Consider the following 17973-nt stretch of genomic DNA (forward strand, 5'->3'; position numbering starts at 1 on the left):
TACTTATTAATTCGTTAGGTTTATTTAATTTTATCCTTCATATAAAATCCCTCCTCAATTCTATCATAGCAAATGTACAGAAAGAAAACAACACATTTTCGTCCCATTTCTTCTGTATATCGTCCCATTTCTTCTGTATATCGTCCCATTTCTTCTGTATATCGTCCCATTTCTTCTGTATATCGTCCCATTTCTTCTGTATATAATCCTGCAACCCCTTGAAATTACTGAACTCTTGGAACCCTAAAGACTTTAAAAGATATAAAAGATATACAACAACTACAAGATATGACGAAAACAAAAAAACATTTTCGTCATATCGTCCCATTTTGTAGGCATAAAAACCTGTTGTTGTTTTTTTGAAAAAATATAAAAATCAAAACCTCTCCCCCACTAACTGAATTTCATATGTATATTATCTATAAAATTGGGAATAATAATCTTGGGTGATGATATGGAAAGTTATATCGAGGTCTATTTGCTCCCTATTGTGCCTGTAGTCGGTTTCATTAGTGCGAGTTATATCTTTATACTCTAAAAAAATAAAATCCATTGTACAAGCTCCTAGGGGCTTTAAAATGGATTTCCTATTAAACTTATATCGCAAAATCTTAAAACTAACATAGGTTATAGTACAAAGATCAAAGATATAGAGCCTTAGAGCAACACAAAAGAGAAGAGAAATGGGAGCCTGTCGGTTGGTGTATGTCGAAGATCCAAGAGCGACCACTCCCCTCTTTCGTTGAGGAGTTCAAAAAACCTAATTTTCAAAACAGATAGCTTGTCCTAGGAGAGGGTAGGGTAGGGCAGGGAAGGGGAAAATTAGAGAATCTTGTCGAATTACCCCTTTATTCCTCTTATACATTTTACCCCTCTTAAAGCCAAATTCTAAGAAAAACTATGCTAATATTTTAATTATCATAGTCAACTTAAATTTTCACCCCTAAAAAATGGGCCAACGGAAACACTTGCCATCAGTGAAATTAATTGATATAATAAAACCAAAGACCGAATGAGCACAGGCACAAAAGTTAAAGATCAAACTTTTCTGCCCTAAAATTAAGAGGTAGAAATTTCGCTATCGCTACATTTCAAACTTAAAATGCTATCGCAAAAACATTAGTATTAGTAACAGTAACAATTATAAATATTAACAATAGTAGTAATGATTACAAATACTTTTATTGTTAATATTGCAATTAGTTATGATTATTACTACTATTTACATCAAGTTAGGAGGGTATTCAATGGCAGCTTTAAAGTTAGGTAGTTATATTTTAGACCACGATAAAAAATCATTTTTAATTGAAGATGGAGAAGTAAAAGAAATTGAATACTCCTCTGGTGGAGAAGTTAAGGTTGAAGGAGAGAATAGATCCGAGCTTCTAGAGATAGATAATAATAAGTATAAAGACTTTAAAATTTCTTTTGATGAATTGAATTTTGAAAATGAAGAAGAATCAGTTACAAAGCTAGAGAAACTATCAAAGGATATTGCAGGTATAGAGATAAACAAGACCAATAAAACAGTAACTTCACATAAAAAAATGAGAATAGATAATGGTTTTGATAAACTTTCAGCAGGAGAACAACAAATACAGGTAAGAAAATACATACAAGAAGAGTATAAAGGCAATGAAAAACTTCCAGGAGTACAGGTCTTATCTTGGGAGAGAGCCAAAGATGGTTGGGGTAATGAGGTTGTTGATATAAAGCTAAAAAAGAGATATGGAAGAGTTGAAAATATGGAAGGTAATATTATATCAATCCACACTCAAAGCCGAGAAGAAGCCCTTAAAGGAGAGAGCAACTATAAAGTTAAGCCACATATCCATATAACCATACCTAAAAACAATAATTGGGGTAAAGACTTTTGCTATTTGAGAAAAGAAATAAATAATAAGCTAGTAGATCACGAGTTAACTTCAAGCGATAACTCACATAAATACGATAAAAGTAATAAAACCTATGGAGAATATAAAACCCTTAAAGATAGGCTAAGTAACTTCTCTTGGGTGGTAGCTAAACACGAAGACCCTTATTATGCTATGAAGCAACTCAATCAATACCGAGGGAAAAACTGTATAACTCTTGATAATGTAGAGTTTAAGGTCAATAGATACCTAGAACTTGGAGGTAGTTTTGACTTTGCTAGAAAGCTACAGACAAATTTAAAGGAGAAGTTAGATATAGATATAGCTCTAAAAGCCCCAGAATCCTATTTAAAAGCCGAGCAGAACATCAAAGAGGGTAATCATAGGGCAATAATAACAGATGTCTGTCAGAGGGCAATTAGAGGGGAAAAGATAAGCGAGAGATATAAAGAGTATGCTAAAGAGGTATTAAATACTAAACCAGAGGTAAATGATAATGATAAGGATTATCATACTGCTAGAGCTATTAGAGATATAGTTAGAACTAGAGGTTATAAGCTGGACCGAAACTGGAACAAGGTCATTGACAAGGATAAGATTAATGAAATAGCAGAGCATTATAAAGCTGAAATAGATAGGTCTGAAGTAAGGCAGAGATTAGAAGGGAAGATTGAGAACAGAGAATATCTTAATCAATCAGAGCTTCGAGAGGACTTAAAACAGGCAGGAGTAAAGGATATAACAGAGGTTAGCGATCTTTCAGAGTCGGCAATAGTCTTTCAAAGTAATGAAAAATATATTAAAGAAAATCTAGACTATAGCCAAATAGATTCTCCAATAACAGCTTACAAAGAAATAAAAGTACAAATTAAGGCTATGAGCCTTAATATAACAGAGAAATGGGAGAATAAAATTGCTTATAAGATATGTGAGGAAAAAGGTTATATAAATAAAGCTAAAGAGAAGATAAAAGCAAAAATAGACAGAGCTAGAGCAGTTAATAGCAGTTATCAAGGATTAAAACAATCCTATAAAGAAGCAAGAAAGAAAATGAAAGAGCTTGCTGGAGAAGATAACGATACAATCTCTAATGAAATGAATAAAATAGAAAATCAATCTAGAGAAATCATTAGAATTTTAAGATCACTTGAAAGAATGTTAGAAGGATTAGACAACTTAAACTTCAAAGATCTATCAGACACTAAAGAAATAGATAAGCAAATAGATAATCATGAAGATATTTTAGCTGGCCACGAAAGTAAATTAGATAATATAATTAAAGATGAACAAGAAATTAAAGATGAAATCAAACTATTAAAAAATAAAATTAGAAATTTAGAAAAAAAAGAAAAAACACTTGTAGAACATTCAAGAAAACTATATGGAGAAGAGTTTGAAATGTTAGGTTCTTATACTTTACAATATTACGAAAATGAAGTTAAACAAGATAAAGATGACTTAGAAAATTTAGAAGAACAAAAAGGAGAATTAGAAAAGGATTTGAAAAAGGCAGGTCTTCGCTCTAAGGTAACAGGCAAGAAGAAGAAATTAGAAAAAAAATTAGAAGAGATTGAAAACAAAATTGGAAGCACAGAAAATAGGTTAAAGAAACATGAAAAAATAGTTAAAGAAGCTAACATTCTTAGAGATGATAGAATTAGAACAGATGAAGCAGTTGCTAAATTATATAAAATCAGAAAAGAGAAAAATAATGAATTGAAGAAAATACTAAAATCACTAGGGATTAAACCCCAAAAATCTAAATCTAGATCTTGGGGTATGGAGAGGTAAAGCCGAGGTGGAAAATTTTCCACAGGGTATTAACTTCTTATATATTTAAAACTATTGGGCTATAATTCTAATCTTCATTCCAGCAACCTATCAAAAGACTTCCTTGAAACTTTTTAAAGGGCAAAAACTTTCAAGACCTGCTTTTGACAGAACGCTTTCATTACGATTCTAAAAAACTTGCCAATAGTTTTAATATTTTTTTAAGCTACAAAAATATTAAATTTGAGATATGAAGATGATTGATAGATTAGAGAGAAATGGAGGTGTGTAAAGTGGAAGAAACTAATTATATTCAAAAGCTTTAGGAGTAGGTAAACGCTTTAAAGCTTGAAGGTATCAAAGTTTATAAGATTTAGGTTTACAAAGCTAATAAAACTTTATTGTGGTAAACTTAAACTTGATAAAGCTTTTTAGAATAAGGGTTTATATAGTTTACTTTGAAAATATAATCTTATTTAAAATTACTTCGTAAAAGATACAAGAGGCGAAATAATTTTAAAAATCACCTCACAGATCCCAAGCTATTAAGAGCAATAGAGAGAAAATTAGAGGGTTAAAACTTAGTTTTTAACAAGGTGAAAAAACGTTTATTTCAATTCAATTGATCTATATTGCTTTAAATCAAAGAAAATAGCAATATAAAGGGGATAATATTTAGCATTATAAAAAATAAGGGGCTGACTTAGTCGGGTCTTTATTTTTTATGCAGGATTATATATATTTATATAGAACTATAATTATAGTTCTATATAAATATATATAAAGGGGATGGGTGAATGGAGATAACTACAAATAAGATTAGCATTGTAAATCAAAAAGGTGGAGTGGGTAAAACAAGTAGTACAGTTAACTTAGCAGGAGCTTTATCAGTTGATTTTGATAGAAAGGTATTAGTTATTGATCTAGATTTCCAAACTAATTTAACAGATAGCTTTGAAATAATAGAAGAGATGAATAAAACAAGCTATGATTTATTAGTTGATCCAAAGGTTGAGGTTAATGAAACTATATATTCAACTAATATAAAAGGAATAGATATAATACCATCTTCAGTAAAACTAGCAGATATAGATATTAAGCTATCAGACAAGAAGAATAGAGTTAATATATTAAAAAGCAAGTTAGATCATATAGAAGGGAAATATGATTTTATTTTAATTGATTGTCCTCCATCACTAAATCTAGTAGTGCTTAATTCATTAGTGGCTAGTGATAGTATTTTAATTCCTGCTGAACCTGGTCTATATTCGCTAAAGGGTCTAAATAGATTAATTCAAACATTTAATACAGTTAAGAAGAAATATAATAAAAACCTTAAAGTAGAAGGAGTATTATTAACTAGAGTTGATAAGAGAACTAATATAGCAGAGGAATTTGAAGAAAAGTTAAGAGAGAAGTTAGGAGATAAGATATTCAATACTGTTATTAGTCAAAGGGTTGCAATAGTACAAGCCCAAATAGATAGGCTGCCAGTAAGTTTATATGATAAGAATAGTAAGAGTGCAGAGGAATATATAGAATTAGCTAGGGAGGTAATTAGCAATGAATTTAGATAATGAAATGGAAGATCTAAGATTGTTTGAGGATAATGATGATAATGTAAAAGATGAAAAACAGGGAAAGTATAAGTTAGAGAAGGAAGATAAGAAGGTAAATCGTTCTTATATGATCTCTACTTCTACCTTATCTAAGCTACAGGAACTAAAAATTAAAAATCCTACTAAAAATTATAGTGATATAGTAGAAGAAGCGATTATTCTTTTATATAAAAATATAAAAGAATAATCATATATTTATATTTTTATATAAATATATGTGATGTTGCATTTATATAAATAAAAAGCAATTGAAGGAAGTGGGGATATGAAGAGTAGAAATTTTAGAATTGATGATAAAGAGGGAAGTAAATTTAAAGAACTTTGCCAATCTAATAATACAGATGTAAGTAAAGCATTGATAGAGTTTATATTAAGAGCTAATAGATCTAAATAGTTTGGACTAAAAATTCTCTCAAACATCAATTTATGACTTTATAGAGGGTGATTAAATGGGCTTAAATTAGCTTTAAGCATATGGTAGTATGGGCAATAGTTGAGATTTTACGATATAAGCCTGTTAGAAAACTAAAATCAAAGGAGGTAGGTAACAATGAAACTAAAAAGAGATAAGTAGTTAAAAGCCGTGAATAAGATATTAAAAAAGTCAAAATAATATAAAACCCAAAGTAACATAATACCTATTGAGTTGCTTTTAATCTAAAAACAAAGGAAACTATTAGTAAATAAAGAATAATAGCTTTATAGATTATAAAAATAGGAGGGTAGGATAAAATTGATGCTAAAAATCTATTTGAGCGGAGTTTTATTTAATCTAATTATAGTTTGTTTCTATTATTATAAAGATAGAAAAGCATTAAGGATTAATATAAAAAGTTTAATAGGCTTTATATTAGGAAGTTGGCTAGTCTATCCTCTCATTTTAATGCAGGTTAGAATATAATAATAGGAGTTAAGGAGCTGTTATATAATGTAAAAAATCAAAAGGGGGAGTGATGTAAATGTTTAAATTGATTAAAGAAAAAATAGAGAGTAGTATTAGTAGGAAAATGTTATTTGTTTTAGCGAGTAGTATGATATTAACGTTCATTATTGTTATCTTGGTGTCTAATCACTTAGTAAGTAGTAGAATGTTCAATATAGTTGATAGTAATGTTAATATAAATACAGAACAGAATGCACAATATATAGGCGATTGGTTTGAAGAAAGAAAGCAACAGATAGAAGATTATGCTGATATCCCAGTAGTTAAGAGTATGGACTGGACTCAAGCAGGAGGGTATTTGAAAGGTAGACATAAAAAACATTCTACTATTTATGATAACCTTTGGATAGCGGATGTTGAAGGAGATTTTATTACAACAGATGGTGTAAGAGGGAATTTAAGTGGAAGAGATTATTTTAATAAAGTATTAAATGGTGAAGTAGTATTTTCTGACCCATTAATTTCTTTATCTACAGGAAATCCAATAATAGTTATTGTTGCACCTATATTTAATGAAAAAAATAAGGTTATAGGAGTTATGGGTGCTAGTATATTTTTGAATAATTTGACAGATTTTATGTCTGATATGAGAGTAGATCATCAGGGTTCATATTCTTATATAATTGATAGTTCTGGTTTAAATTTAGCTCATCCAGAAGCAGACTTGATTTTAGAAACTAATATAAGAGAAATTCCTGCTTTAAAAGGTATAGTAGATACTGTACTTAATGAAAGGTCTGGAGGAATATATTATGTTTATGAAGGTGTAGAAACCTATGCTTATTTTCATAAGATACCAAATACTGATGGATGGAAGTTAATAACTAGAGTTCCAGCTGAGTTTATAAATGAACCAATTTCTAATGTTAGGAATGGGTTAATTGTTTCTTTAATAATAGCTCTATTTATTTTATTAGTTATAATTTATAAAATTATAGACCCATTTGGCAAGACTATAAAATTAGCTGCTAAACATCTTGAAAAAAGAGCTGATGGGGATTTTAGTTGGAATGTTGATAATAAATATATTGATAAGAAAGATGAATTTGGAAGATTAGCAAGAGCATTTAATAAAATGAATTCCTCTATGAAAGATATTATAACTAACATTTTAAATAGTACCGAAGAACTATCAGCTTATAGCGAAGAATTATCAGCTTCAGCAGAAGAAGGCAATGCTAGTATAGATACTACAAGTAGATTAATTGAAAATATGTCAGCAGGAATAGAAGAGATTTCAGCATCTTCACAGGAGGTAGCCAGTTTTTCTGAAGAAGCTAAGTTAGAGACTAATACAGGTAGTGAAAACATTAAAGATACTGTAAAAAGTATTGAGGAGATTAATGAGGTCATTGCTGAGACAGTTGAGGTTATAAATCAATTAGATGAAAACTCTCAAGAAATAGGGAAAATTATTGAATTAATAACTAATATAGCAGAGCAGACTAACTTGCTAGCTTTAAATGCTGCTATTGAGGCAGCTAGAGCTGGAGAACATGGGCATGGTTTTGCTGTAGTTGCAGATGAGATAAGATCTTTGGCAAGTGAAACAGCTAAAGCTACTGAAGAAATTTCTAATTTAATTATAAGTACTCAAGAACAATCTAAAAATAGTATAGGTAAGATTAGAGAAGTTGAAGTTAAAACTAAAGAAGGTCAAGAAGTAATTCAAAAGACAGAAGAAGTATTTGGAAGTATTAAAAAATCGGTAGAAGAAACTTCACTTCAAATAGAGCAGACTGCTAAAGCAAGTAATGATCTAGCACAAAATAGTGATGAGATAGTAAGTGCAACTGAAGATATAGGTAATATGTCTAATGAGATATCTAATTCTTCACAAGAATTAGCTCAAATGGCTCAAGAGTTACAAGAGTTAATATCACAATTTAAAATAAAATAAAAAAACAAGCTATTATAGTACCCGTTAAAATTTACTATGATAGCTTGTTTTTTTATCAAATACTCTTTTTTAATTGTTTTAAAATTTCTTTATCTAATTCTTGACTGATCTTTATAATATCTTCATCTAGTAATCTTTTGGGATTTGAATTGATTTTTTTCAACATTTTTCCCCTTAATGATTCTAACTTACATAAATTTTCTTTTTCGCTATACATTATTAATATCATCTCCTAAAAACCACTTAATGATATATATAGTTGTTATTGATAATTATAACAGTTAAAATTATCAATAACAACAGTTTCTTTTTATATAATAAAATAAGGCTGAATTAAAATGACTATTATTCATAAAAACATCTGAGTTTGTATTACCTCACCAAAGTAACACAAATTATATTAAGTTACATTTTCTAAAAATTTTTAACTATTTGTTTAACTAAAAATATAGGTGTTATGTCAGTAGAAACAGCTGATTTTTCACAGAAGTTGGTTTAATTAGGTTAAGAGTTAGAATTATTAATATCATAATTCATGGTGATTTCTGTATTGAACAGAAGTCACCTTTTTTTGTTTTAGTTTGTTTTTATAATTAATTTATTTAACAACAGGGTTAAATAGGGAAAAAGGTATGGATTAATAGAGATTAAGGTGAGGTTTTACTGTTGTAGTTGTTTTAATAGTTTTAATATGTTTTAAAAAGTTTTCCGACCCTCGTGAAGCCTTGTAGTTACTGGGTTTGTTTGTTATAAAAACGACATTCACCTTGTTAAAAGCGACTTTTATCTTGTCTTAGACGACAGATTCCTTGTGTAAAGCGACGTTTACCTTGGTTAAAACTACTTTTACCTTGTTAAAAACGACATATTGTTTACTTGTCGTTTTTAATGGTATATAATAGACTTAACTTATATCAAATTGGAGGTCTATTAGATTATGGAGAATAATGAGAATACTTTAATAGTAAAACATAATAGGTTAATAGAAGCAAAGTATAAGTTATCTTTGCAAGAGCAGAAGCTCATTTTAATATTAGCAAGTAGAATTAATAAAGACGATAAAAATTTCAATAGACATATATTTTCTGTAAAGGAGTTAGCTGAAATTTTAGGTATTAATAAGGACTGGTTCTATTCAGAAATCAAATCTATAACAAAAAGTTTAATAAATCGAGTTATTGAGATAAAGAAAGATAATAAGTTTTTGCAGGTGGGTTTTTTAGAGTATGCTGAATATTTGGAGAATGAAGGAATTGTGGAATTACAATTTTCAAGTAAGTTGAAGCCTTATTTTTTGCAGTTAAAGAATAACTTTACCAAGTATTACTTGAAAAACATAATACAATTTGAAAGCATATATTCTATAAGAATATATGAATTACTAAAGCAGTATGAAAGAATAAAAAAGAGGAGGTTTGAAATTAATGAGTTAAAGAATATTTTAGGTATAGAGGATAAGTATGAAAGATATTATGACCTTAAAAGAAGAGTATTATTTCAAGCTAAAGATGAGATAAACCAGAAGACTGATTTGAAGATTGATTTTAAGGAGATTAAGACGGGCAGGAAGGTTACGGCAATAGAGTTTGTGATTAAGAGGAAGGAAGTTGCACAAAAAGAGTTAGAATTTAAGGAGTCTCCTAAAGAGAAAGAATATTCAGTAGAAGTATTAAAGTTATTCAAGGTATTACCCCTTGAGGAGCAGATAGAGCCTCATAAAAGGGAGTTAAAGACTTTGCTGGACAAACATAGCTTTGAGTACTTAAAAGAGGATATCGAGTATGCTAATGAGGTTAAGCCTGATAATTTCTTCGGGTTTTTGAAAGCCTCTTGTGATAGTGGGCATTATGCTGCTGCTCAAATGGAGAAGAGGGAGAAAGAAAAGGAGTTAGCGAGGAAAAAAGCAGAGGAGGAGAAGCTAAAGAAGCAGATTAAAGATAATATAGGGAAGAAGTCTAAAAAGAAGGCAGTTAAGATGTATAATGATCTATCTAAGGAAGAGCTAGATAAATATAATGATGAATATGATAGGATGGCTAGGTTTGTACCTGAGAATATAAGACCAAGCAGAGAAGAGTATATAGTGGGAAGTTTACAAGATGATATTAGAGAGGAGCTGGAAGATCTTCTTTTTAATTAAAGAGTAACACAACATGCCTATATGCTTATACGGGAGTATATTCATCAACTATTAATGTTATCATTTATATTTTGATGAATATATTAATAGTAAAATAATTATGTTTGTGCTATAATAAATATAGTTATAAGAAATAAAATGAACATATTACCGAGAGAGGTGAGTATACTTATGAAGTCATTTAGAAATGAGAAATTAAAGAATGAAAAGATACCAATGAATATAGTAAAATTAGTGGGTAAAATAAACGAATATAAAGGAAAACAAGATTTATATATGAATCAATCTCCACAAATATTAGAAAAATTAAAAGAAGTAGCAGTTATTCAAAGTACGAAAGCTTCTAATAGTATAGAAGGTATAGTTGTTACTGATAAAAGGCTAAAAGAGATAATGAAAGATGATATAAATCTTAAAGACCGTTCAGAAGGAGAGATTGCAGGATATAAAGATATTTTAAATACAATACACACCTCGTATGATGCTATTCCTATAAACCCTAATATAATTTTACAATTGCATAGAGATCTATATAAATTCATACCTACAAATGGAGGCAAATGGAAAAATCAAGATAATATTATAGGTGAGATATTACCTAATGGAGAGAAACGAGTAAGATTTAAGCCATTATCTGCCTATGAAACTCCAAAAGCTATGGATGAATTATGTAATTATTTAAATAGAGAGATTAGAGAAGAAAATATTGATCCTCTAGTATTAATAGGAACTTTTATATTAGATTTTTTATGTATTCATCCCTTTAATGATGGAAATGGTAGAATGTCAAGATTATTAACATTACTATTATTATATAAATATGATTATAAAGTTGGAAGATATATCAGTTTAGAAAAAATTATTGAAGAAAGTAAATCTAGTTATTATAAAACTTTGAATCAATCTTCAGCTGGTTGGCATGATGCTAATCATAATATATTTATTTGGTTAGATTATTTTTTAGGGACGTTACTGGTTGCATATAAGGAATTTGAGGATAGAGTAGGGTTAATAAAAAATAAAAAAGGGAATAAGAGTTATAGAATAGAAGAAGCTGTGAAAAATGTATTAGGAACTTTTACTAAAGGAGATATAAGAAATGCCTGTCCTGATGTTTCAGATTCAACAATTAATAGGGTGTTTAGGAAACTAAAGAAAGAAGGAGTTATAGAAGTATTGGGAAAAGGAAGAAGTGCTAAGTGGAAGAGATTAAAATAAAGCAACATAATACCTATTGAGTTGCTTTTAATCTAAAAACAAAGGGAATCATTAGTGAATAAAGCTTAGATTGTATAATTAAGTGCAACCTTAAAAAATAAAAATAGCCCATTACAAACAAATCTTATACAATGTAGTTGTAACTACATTGTATAAGATTTGTTTGTAATGGGCTATAGACGAAAGAGAAAGTATACTCAAATATAAAGTCCAAGGTCTTACAAATGAAGAAATAGGGAAGAGGTTATAGGGTTGATATAAAAGGTTTAATAGGCTTTGTATTAGGAAGTTGGCTTGTCTATCCTCTTATTTTAATGCAGATTATAGGATGATAATAGGGTTTAAGGAGTTGCTATATAAGGTTAAAAACAAACAATTATCTTGTTTTGGTATTTTCAATTTATTATTGCAATTTAGGTAAACATTTAGTTAGAATATTATTAATAATAGTTATTATTTTTACACTGAGTTTTGGACTGATATATTTATTTCTTGAATTAATAAAGCCAATATAGTTAAAAGTATTATTAACTTTTTCTTATTATTGCAATTTAGGGCTATTATATTTTTTTAATTTTCATTTGACAATACCTTCCGCACAACTTATAATAACTTGTGTAAGTTAAAAAATTAAATATCGCCAACTTTGTTAGGTGAGGCTCCTATATGAACATAGGCCACTGCCCAAAAACGTCCAGAGACGCCAATGGGTAGAACAGGTATAACCGGGATAAGGTGTGCTTAAGGTGGCTGATTGATTATTTTAATCTACGTCATATAGTGCTAAAGCTAAGACGAGGAATTTGGCAGATGAAGGTTATAAATATTGGTGTGCTTATTATAATTTATTGCCTAAAAATTCTGAAGGTTCCCTAAGGGGGACCTTCTTTCTTTATATATAAAGAAGTGTCAGTAACTTTGTCAGTAAAGGCTTAAGATCTACCTCTTAACCACTCTTATATAATATATAATAAGAGATTGATTTTTTTATTGAGACAACTTGGATTTTATCCACAATGGTTAAAGTAAGGTTTGATATTTTGACTTTACTGACACTCACACTGACACCGACACTATAGCAAAAGGAGGTGGTTTGTAAGTGGTAAATGATGATGATGTTCCCTGGTCGAGTTTGTATTGTTATAGTCTTTATTGGCATAATAAAATTAATTGGCTAAATTTAGCCTACAATAATATAGAGGAGGGATTAATATGCCACTTTACAAAGAAATCGCTTATCTTTTGGAGAAGAAAGATATGGATATATTAAAAGAGAAAGTTAATGAATTAGATATTGTTGAAATTGTTAATTTAATACAGGAGTTATCACCAAAACAAGAGGTTATCATCTTTAGGTTACTAAATAAGGACTTAGCAATTGAAGTCTTTGAAAAGCTTGATACCAATCTACAAGAGACCTTAACTGCCTCTTTTGCAGAGGATGAGGTAATTGAGATTATGGAGGATTTGGCCCCGGATGATAGGGCTAGACTTTTGGATGAGCTCCCTGCTAAGGTTGCTAAAAGAGTTATGGAAGCTCTTAGCAAGGAAGAGCGGCAGATGACTGCTCACCTTTTAGGCTATGCTCCTGAGACAGCAGGAAGGATCATGACCCCCGAGTATATAAGCTTAAAGAAGGACCTTACAGTTAAAGATGCCTTAGATAGAATTCGCAAGGTAGGAATGGATAAGGAGACCCTATACTCACTTTATGTGACCGATAAAGAGAGAAAGCTTGAAGGTGTTATATCTCTTAGGGTTTTGGTAATGTCCAACCCTGACGATACAATCGGTAATATAATGTATGACCACCCTGCTTCAGTTAGTACTCATACTGACCAGGAAGAAGTTGCTAAACTACTTAAACAGCAGGATTTAATCGCTGTACCTGTTGTCGATAGAGAGCAGAGATTAGTCGGTATCGTAACCTTTGATGATGCAATGGACATCATTGAAGAAGAGACTACTGAGGATATCTTAGACAAAGCTGGATTAACAGGCATCGGCCGTCAAGAATCAGATCGTAGCCATGTACTAATCAGCGGATCTCTTTTAGATATCTGGAAGGTTCGTCTTCCTTTCCTAATCATAACTCTTATTGGAGGAATGTTGGCTGGTTTGGTCATTGAAGGCTTCGAGGATGCATTAGAGGCGATTGCTGCTTTAGCAATCTTTATCCCTGTTATTATGGATATGGGTGGTAATGTAGGAACCCAATCTTCAACAATCTTCTCTAGAGCACTAGTCTTAGGCCAAATTAATATCAAAAAATTTCTCAAGGTTTGGATGAAAGAGGTTAAGGTAGGTTTGAGTATGGGAGTCTTACTGGGTATTGCTGCAGGAGCAATTGCTATGCTTTGGCAACAGATTCCAGGATTGGGCTTGGTAGTTGGATTATCTTTAAGTATTACAATCACTATCGCTACAGCCCTTGGGTTCTTTATTCCTTATATATTATTTAAGCTAGGACTTGATCAGGCTGCTGGTTCTGACCCAATTATTACAACAGTTAAGGATATTACAGGATTATTCATCTACTTCTATCTTGCAAGTACTTTCCTTGGACATATGCTTTAGAAGAGTGGCCGAGCAAATTAATTTGCTCGGCTCTCTTTATGGATTGTTTAAAGTGGCACTGTCGTGCCACTTAGTGTCAGTGTGAGATAAGATTATATAGTAATTAAGTGGCACTTTAATACTAGCACAATGCGTAATTTTTTAATAATTCAGAATATTGAAAGGAGGAGTATTATGTTATTATCAGATTTCATTACCAGAGTCCTTGTCGCTTTGATAGTTGGTGTTTTAATTGGTGCCGAGAGGGAATGGCGAGGAAGAATGGCAGGGATTAGAACCAATGCCCTAGTTGCTGTAGGTGCGGCTTTATATGTATTGTTCTCTATGATGTTCCCTGAAGAGTCTAGCCCTACCAGAGTAGGTTCTCAAATAGTCTCAGGTGTCGGATTTCTCGGTGGAGGGGTTATTATAAAGAATGGCTTTAGTGTCAGCGGATTAAATACAGCGGCAACCCTTTGGTGCGCTGCTGCTACCGGTGTGTTGGCTGGTGCTGGTTTTGTAAAAGAAGCCTTTATCGGTGGAATTATTATTCTTATATCTCATATCATCCTTCGACGCTTACAGAATAAGGTCACCATAGGGAGCTTCTCTCTACAGGATGCCACCTGCGATATCTCTCTAATCTCTAATAGTATAGATATCAAAAGGGGCAGATTCTTTCTGGAGAATATTGCTCGAGAGAGTGATAGCTCTATAAAATTCTTATTTAGCAAACTGATTAAAGATGACTCTATAAAGATAACTGCCAAGATGAATGTTAAGGGAGAGAATATTGATTTGTTATATGATTTGGTCCAAAAGTACTCAAACCATAATGAGATTGATTCTGTAGATATTGAGCTAAGCGACTTCCAACATCATAATGCTCTATTTTGATAGATGGCGTAATTAAGCGTCACTTTTAGGAATTAGGTGGGTGGCTAGATAGGTAGGTAAGATTTTCCTGTTTTTTTATTTACTTTTTATTTATGGATAATTAGCATGCCTGATATAAAAGGGGTGAAGATATTAATGGATAATAATAGATATGATATGGCTAAAAAGGTAGGATTTATAAGCTTAACGATGAACATATTCCTTTCTGGGATAAAGATTATAGTAGGGTATATATCGGGAAGTAGGGCATTGGTTGCCGATGGATTCCATTCGGTATCCGATGTTCTGTCTACAGTTATAGTTATAGTAAGTGTAAAGATATCTAGGCAACCTCCAGATAAGGAACATCCTTATGGTCATGGGAAGGCAGAATCTATTGCTACGAAATTACTGGGGATAATCTTAATATTAACAGGGTTAGGGATTGGCAGGTCTGCTGTAACAAATATATTGCAAGGTAATATCAGTATTCCTACCAATGCTGCATTGGTGGTTGTCATACTCTCAATAGGAGTCAAAGAAGTACTGTACCATTATATTATAAGGGTTGGGAGAAGGACAGATAATAAAACTCTGATTGCTGATGCCTATCACCACCGCTCAGATGCCTTATCATCTATAGCTGCCTTGATAGGAATTGGTGGTGCTATAATCGGATATCCAATAGCTGATTCCATTGCTAGTTTGGTTGTAGCCCTATTTATAATTAAGGTAGGAGTAAACATATTATTAGAAGCAATAAATGAATTGATGGATGCAGTTCCAAATCAAGAGAAGAGAGAGGCTATTATTGAGGATATTGAAAGATTGGATAATGTAATAGAAGTAGGGAATATAAAATTAAGAGCTTATGGGCCACATCTATATATAGATATAGCAGTTGTAGTTGAGGATGATTTGACGGTAATTGAAGGTCATACAGTAGCTGTTATCGTTAAAGAGAGGATAAAAGAGTTAAATTCCAATGTAGAAGAGGTTTTGGTTCATATAGATCCAGAGGTGGTTTATAGAAATAATTAATTTATCATGAAGGAAAATTGATAATGATATAGCACTTAATATATTAATATGAGATTTATATTAATTAATATAAAGACAGGCGTATTGATTATCCATAAAAAGTAAATAAAAAACCAACTTATATTTCACTAAAGAAACACAAATCATATTAAGTTACATTTTCTAAAACAATTATAAACCCTTTATTTAACTGGTTTTATAGCTTTTTTTTATTTTTAAATCTTTGAAAATGTAACTTATAGCATTTTCTTGTTATTTAAAATGCATCACTATGATGTATTTTAAATAATTATTAGGTGATTGATATAGTAATTATTATTGCTATCTATTAAAAAACCTACAACATCTACAATTTTGTAGGTGTTGTAGGTTTTTTAATAGTCCTCTAAATCCAACCCCACTTCTTTTTCTAATTCTTCCTCTAAACTTGAAATGATATAATCTTTTTTAGATAATTGGCCTCCAAATTTTTCAGCAAACTTTTTAGCAGTTTCATAACCTATAGAGTATTTTTCTTTATCTTCTTGTGATAGAATTGTATATCTTCTTTCAGCTTCTCTTTTAACTTTATCCCTTCTTATTTCCTCTAACCTTTTTCTTTCTTGTTCCTCTAACTTTATTTTTTTAGCTCTGATCTTCTCTAATTCTGCTTTTTCAACTGCTATTGAGGAATAATGTCCTCCTTCCCCACAACCTCCGATTTCTTCACACCTCTTACAGCTAGTTTTAAGATAAGCAATGAAATTTTTAGGATTCTTCTTCTTAGCATACTCAATATCACCTTTAAGATATTTAAATTGGTGCTTTTTTAATAGTTTATCTAAAAACTTTTTATTGGCTTTACTTTGGGTTTCTAAAGGCAATAACTTATATAACTCTTCCACTTCATCAGAAAAATCAACTTGTATTGGCTCTAGTGGAATTGGTAATTCCTCTTTGATAGCTTTTCTCTCAACTTCAAAGTCAATATAAGCTATCCTTCTCCCTTTCTTCTCGGTATTGTAAGTTAATATAATATCTGTTTTTTCTGAAATCTCCTCACAAGCTTTAGCAATGACAAATTTTATAAAATCATTTGTTCGCTGATATTTTTTTTGAGTATTAGTTCTCTTTCTTAACTCTTCAATAGTCATTCTAGGTATTTTAAATTTTTCATATCTTATAGCCAATTCGTAAAAAACAACTGCATATTTACTATTTAGTTCAGCTATTTGCATTAAATCTAGTTCAGTGAAAAAATCACAATTTTTTAAAGCCTCAATAATTCTCCAATCTAAAGCAAATTCAAATTCATCATCTTCTTTTTCTATACTTTCTAACAAGTGAAATAAAGCCCAGTTGTTTTTATTCTCTTTATCTACTACTTCTATAACTATTTCTAATAATTTTTCAAGTTCTTCTTTTATGTATTGATAATCCTGCTTATCTAATCCAGCTCTTTCTTTTAATTCTCTGCAAGGTATCCTAAAAAGATATCTTTTTTCTTTATCAATGTTTCTATACTTCTCTTCAGTACTAAACTTAGCTTGTTTTTGAGCTATTTTCAAAAACACATTAAACGATTTTTGTTGTATCAAACTTATTTTTTCTTTGGGTAAAATACTTATTAATTCGTTAGGTTTATTTAATTTATCCTTCATATAAATCCCTCCTCAATTCTATCATAGCAAATGTACAGAAAGAAAACAACACATTTTCGTCCCATTTCTTCTGTATATCGTCCCATTTCTTCTGTATATCGTCCCATTTCTTCTGTATATCGTCCCATTTCTTCTGTATATCGTCCCATTTCTTCTGTATATAATCCTGCAACCCCTTGAAATTACTGAACTCTTGGAACCCTAAAGACTTTAAAAGATATAAAAGATATACAACAACTACAAGATATGACGAAAACAAAAAACATTTTCGTCATATCGTCCCATTTTGTAGGCATAAAACCTGTTGTTGTTTTTTGAAAATATATAAAAATCAAAACCTCTCCCCCACTAACTGAATTTCATATGTATATTATCTATAAAATTGGGAATAATAAT

General features: G+C 30.6%; 14 protein-coding genes and 1 riboswitch. Of the genes, 10 read left to right on the forward strand and 4 right to left on the reverse strand.

What is annotated here, in order from left to right; all coding sequences use genetic code 11:
- Nucleotides 1-20: 20 nt before the first annotated feature.
- Nucleotides 21-191 carry a hypothetical protein gene (locus HALSAC_RS17315; RefSeq protein ID WP_211231270.1) on the reverse strand — a complete coding sequence of 57 codons (171 nt, stop codon included), beginning with the start codon at nucleotides 189-191 and terminating at the stop codon, nucleotides 21-23.
- A 1056-nt stretch (nucleotides 192-1247) separates the two neighbouring features.
- Between HALSAC_RS17315 and HALSAC_RS0100015 the strand changes: the two genes are divergently transcribed.
- From HALSAC_RS0100015 to HALSAC_RS14530, 5 genes are all read left to right on the forward strand, one after another.
- Nucleotides 1248-3665 (forward strand): V-type ATP synthase subunit I domain-containing protein, encoded by a 2418-nt coding sequence (locus tag HALSAC_RS0100015; protein ID WP_027338539.1) that lies wholly within the window; start codon nucleotides 1248-1250, stop codon nucleotides 3663-3665.
- Nucleotides 3666-4441: 776 nt separating this feature from the next.
- Nucleotides 4442-5221, forward strand: a complete 780-nt coding sequence (locus HALSAC_RS0100020) for a ParA family protein (protein ID WP_027338540.1) — start codon at nucleotides 4442-4444, stop codon at nucleotides 5219-5221.
- On the forward strand, nucleotides 5208-5450 hold the full coding sequence (locus HALSAC_RS0100025) for a hypothetical protein (RefSeq protein ID WP_027338541.1): 243 nt from the start codon (nucleotides 5208-5210) through the stop codon (nucleotides 5448-5450). Before HALSAC_RS0100020 ends, HALSAC_RS0100025 begins: the two co-directional genes overlap by 14 nt.
- A 78-nt stretch (nucleotides 5451-5528) precedes the next feature.
- Nucleotides 5529-5657, forward strand: coding sequence for a hypothetical protein (locus HALSAC_RS17600; RefSeq protein WP_281172313.1), 129 nt, complete (start codon nucleotides 5529-5531; stop codon nucleotides 5655-5657).
- A gap of 565 nt (nucleotides 5658-6222) precedes the next feature.
- Nucleotides 6223-8106, forward strand: a complete 1884-nt coding sequence (locus HALSAC_RS14530; RefSeq protein ID WP_051412012.1) for a methyl-accepting chemotaxis protein — start codon at nucleotides 6223-6225, stop codon at nucleotides 8104-8106.
- Nucleotides 8107-8161: 55 nt separating this feature from the next.
- Here HALSAC_RS14530 and HALSAC_RS16715 read toward each other — a convergent pair whose 3' ends face one another.
- Nucleotides 8162-8323 (reverse strand): Spo0E family sporulation regulatory protein-aspartic acid phosphatase, encoded by a 162-nt coding sequence (locus HALSAC_RS16715; protein ID WP_169730072.1) that lies wholly within the window; start codon nucleotides 8321-8323, stop codon nucleotides 8162-8164.
- Nucleotides 8324-9043: 720 nt separating this feature from the next.
- Here HALSAC_RS16715 and HALSAC_RS16190 point away from each other — a divergent pair.
- The 5 genes from HALSAC_RS16190 to HALSAC_RS0100070 all read left to right on the forward strand — a co-directional run bounded on the left by HALSAC_RS16190 (nucleotide 9044) and on the right by HALSAC_RS0100070 (nucleotide 15937).
- A complete protein-coding gene (locus tag HALSAC_RS16190) occupies nucleotides 9044-10246 on the forward strand; it encodes a replication initiation protein (protein WP_051412013.1) in 1203 nt (400 codons plus the stop codon).
- A 171-nt stretch (nucleotides 10247-10417) separates the two neighbouring features.
- Nucleotides 10418-11464, forward strand: a complete 1047-nt coding sequence (locus tag HALSAC_RS0100055) for a Fic family protein (RefSeq protein WP_027338542.1) — start codon at nucleotides 10418-10420, stop codon at nucleotides 11462-11464.
- A 638-nt stretch (nucleotides 11465-12102) separates the two neighbouring features.
- A riboswitch (M-box (ykoK) riboswitch) is annotated at nucleotides 12103-12273 on the forward strand.
- Nucleotides 12274-12676: 403 nt separating this feature from the next.
- Nucleotides 12677-14041 carry a magnesium transporter gene (gene mgtE / locus HALSAC_RS0100060; protein WP_027338543.1) on the forward strand — a complete coding sequence of 455 codons (1365 nt, stop codon included), beginning with the start codon at nucleotides 12677-12679 and terminating at the stop codon, nucleotides 14039-14041.
- A 174-nt stretch (nucleotides 14042-14215) separates the two neighbouring features.
- Nucleotides 14216-14917, forward strand: a complete 702-nt coding sequence (locus HALSAC_RS16195; protein ID WP_051412014.1) for an MgtC/SapB family protein — start codon at nucleotides 14216-14218, stop codon at nucleotides 14915-14917.
- Nucleotides 14918-15052: 135 nt separating this feature from the next.
- Complete coding sequence (locus HALSAC_RS0100070) at nucleotides 15053-15937, forward strand: cation diffusion facilitator family transporter (protein WP_035570965.1); 885 nt, start codon at nucleotides 15053-15055, stop codon at nucleotides 15935-15937.
- 374 nt (nucleotides 15938-16311) lie between these two features.
- On the opposite strand, the gene HALSAC_RS0100075 is transcribed toward HALSAC_RS0100070, so the two are convergent.
- Nucleotides 16312-17577 (reverse strand): replication initiation protein, encoded by a 1266-nt coding sequence (locus HALSAC_RS0100075; RefSeq protein WP_027338545.1) that lies wholly within the window; start codon nucleotides 17575-17577, stop codon nucleotides 16312-16314.
- Nucleotides 17574-17705: a hypothetical protein gene (locus HALSAC_RS17605; RefSeq protein ID WP_281172314.1), complete on the reverse strand. Its 132-nt coding sequence runs from the start codon at nucleotides 17703-17705 to the stop codon at nucleotides 17574-17576. The genes HALSAC_RS0100075 and HALSAC_RS17605 overlap by 4 nt, the downstream gene beginning before the upstream one ends.
- Nucleotides 17706-17973: the final 268 nt, after the last annotated feature.

The organism is Halonatronum saccharophilum DSM 13868 (genome assembly GCF_000517025.1).
GTDB lineage: Bacteria > Bacillota > Halanaerobiia > Halobacteroidales > Halobacteroidaceae > Halonatronum > Halonatronum saccharophilum.